The organism is Rhodococcus sp. ENV425, assembly GCF_002887785.1.
GTDB classification, from domain to species: Bacteria; Actinomycetota; Actinomycetes; order Mycobacteriales; family Mycobacteriaceae; genus Rhodococcus; species Rhodococcus aetherivorans.
Map to the genome: position 1 here is coordinate 13471 of NZ_PCZU01000127.1, position 2730 is coordinate 16200.

A 2730-nucleotide genomic window follows, 5' to 3' on the forward strand; every position below is an offset into this window, starting at 1 on the left:
GGACTGGCCGACGACGACCCAGCGCTGCGACAGCGACGGCTCGGCGGCACGGCCCGCGCGCACGATGTCGACGACGCTGTTGGCGGCGCTCTGCCCGTCGAGATACGGGTGGACGCCCTCGGTGCCCAGGCCCGGATAGTCGGCCGCGACGACGGCGTAGCCCTGGGCGAGCCAATGCTCGAGGTACGGACGCTCGAGATCGGACCACGGGTGCCGCGACGGGGCGCAGCCGTCGGCGATGCCGACGGTGCCGTGCGCGTAGGACACCACCGGCCAGCCGCCCGCCGGGGCCGGCCCCGGCGGGAGGAACAGCACGCCGGTGCCGACGGCCGGAGCGCCGGAGCGCCACTCGGTGCGGTAGGTGAGCCGCTCGGCGACCGCGGCACCCGGCACCGACATCTCGGCCGGCAGCGGCTCGACCGACACGATCGCGCCCGGCGCGGGGTCGGCGGCCGCGACGGACGGGGCGAGCACGCCCGCCAGCACCGCGCCGATCGCGCCCAGCGCCCGTTGCCACCGTCTGTTCCGGCCCATGAAGTCCTCCGCTCGTCCGAGGGGCGTGCCGATCGTCGGCATGCGCCACCTCGCACGTCGGTCGCCGGCCGTCCCGCGTTACCGGACGAATCGGGCGGCCACGAACGGTGTCGTGTCCGGGAGCGCGGCGAAGAGGGTGGCGAAGTGGTCGTCCGGATAGGTGCGGTAGTCGACGTCGGCGCCACCGGCCCACAGGTCGGCGACGAGCTTGAACGACAGCGGCGCGGGAACCATCCGGTCCCGCAATCCCTGGCCGACGAACAGCGGCCGGTCGTAACCGCGGGTCGGGACACCGAGGTAGTCGGCGAGCGCGGCCCGCATCCGGTCGTCGCCCAGCGGCCGGGACAGCAACTGCCCCACATCCACGTCGGCGGCGCGGTCCTCGAGATCCCCATAGCAGAGGTACTCGGCGGCGTCGACGAGATCGCGTCCGACGGGCGTGAGGTAGCTGTTCACGTCGAGGTCGGGGCGTGCCGCCCGCAGCCCGGCCATGATGTAGGCGCTGAACGAGACGAGCCCGTCGAGGTCGAGGTCGGGGAAGCCGGGCACCCCGAACGGGAACAGCAGCTCGAGGTTGGACGGCGCACCGGTGGCGACCGCGCCGCGGAAGTCGAGCTCCGGCGCGCGCGCCGTGGCCCGGCGCGCGGTGTGCAGCGCCGCGTGCCCGCCCTGCGACTGGCCGACGACCACCCACCGCTGCGACAGCGACGGCTCGGCGGCCCGGGCGGCGCGGACGACGTCGACGATGCTGTTCGCGGCGGTGGGCCCGTCGAGATACGTGTGCAGGCCCTCGGTACCGAGGCCGGGATAGTCGGCGGCCACCACCGCGTAGCCCTGCGACAGCCAGTGCGCGAGATACCGCCGCTCCCGTTCGATGCGCCGGTTGCGCGACGGCGCACAGTCGTCGCCGATGCCGACGGTGCCGTGCGCCCACGACACGACCGGCCAGCCTCCGTCGGGTGCCTCACCCGGCGGCAGGAACAGCACCCCCGTGCCGACGGCGGCGACGCCGGACCGCCACTGGGTCCGGTAGGTGAGCCGCTCGGCGACCACGGCACCGGGCACGGAGAGTTCGGCCGGCAACGGTTCCACCGACATCACCGCGCCGGGCACGGGTTCGGCGACCGCGACGGCCGGGCACATCACGGCCACCGACGCGCAGGCCGCCCACAGCGACCGGCGCACTCCCCACCTGCTCACGGCGCAACCCCTCTGCTCTACCTGCCGACCAATGTCGCCGCGAACGGCGTGGTGGCCGGCAGGGCGTCGAACATGGTCTCGGAATGCCCGTTGGGGTAGGTGCGGTAGTCGACGTTCGTGCCCCCGGACCACAGGTCGGCGACGAGCTTGAACGACAGCGGCGCCGGCACGACCTGATCCCGCAGCCCCTGACCGAGGAACAGCGGCCGATCGTAGCCGCGGGTGGGCACCCCCATGTAGTCGGCGAGCGCGGCACGCATGCGGTCGTCGCCGAGCGGGCGGGCGAGGATCTCCCCCACGCCGATGCCGCGGACGCGGTCGCCGAGGTCGGCGTAGCAGAGCCGTTCGGCGTCGTCGACGACGTCCCGCCCGACCGGGGTGAGGTAGCTGTTCACGTCCAGGTCGGGCCGCGCGACCCGCAGGCCGGCCAGGACGTAGGACAGGAACACGGTGGTGCCGTCCAGGCCCAGATCCGGAAAGCCGGGACCGCCGAACGGGAACACCGTCTCGAGGTTCGACGGCGCGCCGGTGGCGATCATGCCGCGGAAGTCGAGTTCCGGCGCCCGCGTCGTGGCCAGGCGCGCGGTGTGCAGGGCGGCGTGACCGCCCTGCGACTGGCCGATCACGATCCACCGGTTCGACAGCGAGGGCTCGGCGGCGCGGGCGGCCCGGACGACGTCGACGACGCTGTTCGCGGCGCTCGGCCCGTCGAGATACGTGTGCAGGCCGTCGCCGCCCAGGCCGGGATAGTCGGAGGCGACCACGGCGTAGCCCTGGGACAACCAGTGCCCGAGGTACGCCCGGTCGCGGTCGCTGCGCGGGTTGCGCGACGGGGCGCAGTCGTCGCCGATGCCGACGGTGCCGTGCGCCCACGACACGACCGGCCAGCCGCCCGCGGGGGCCTGGCCGGGCGGCAGGTACAGGACACCCGACGCGGTGGTCTCCGCACCGGACCGCCACTGGGTGCGGAAGGTCAGCCGCTCGGCCGTGGCCGCA

General features: G+C 74.4%; 2 protein-coding genes and 1 pseudogene. All 3 read right to left on the reverse strand.

Annotation, left to right across the window (positions count from 1 at the left end):
- Positions 1-534: pseudogene (locus CQZ88_RS30780) on the reverse strand (lipase); the annotation flags it as partial.
- Positions 535-612: 78 nt separating this feature from the next.
- A complete protein-coding gene (locus tag CQZ88_RS10155; RefSeq protein WP_044475560.1) occupies positions 613-1677 on the reverse strand; it encodes a lipase family protein in 1065 nt (354 codons plus the stop codon).
- Positions 1678-1751: 74 nt separating this feature from the next.
- On the reverse strand, positions 1752-2730 hold a 979-nt coding region (locus tag CQZ88_RS10160), incomplete at its 5' end, for a S9 family peptidase (RefSeq protein ID WP_102799683.1).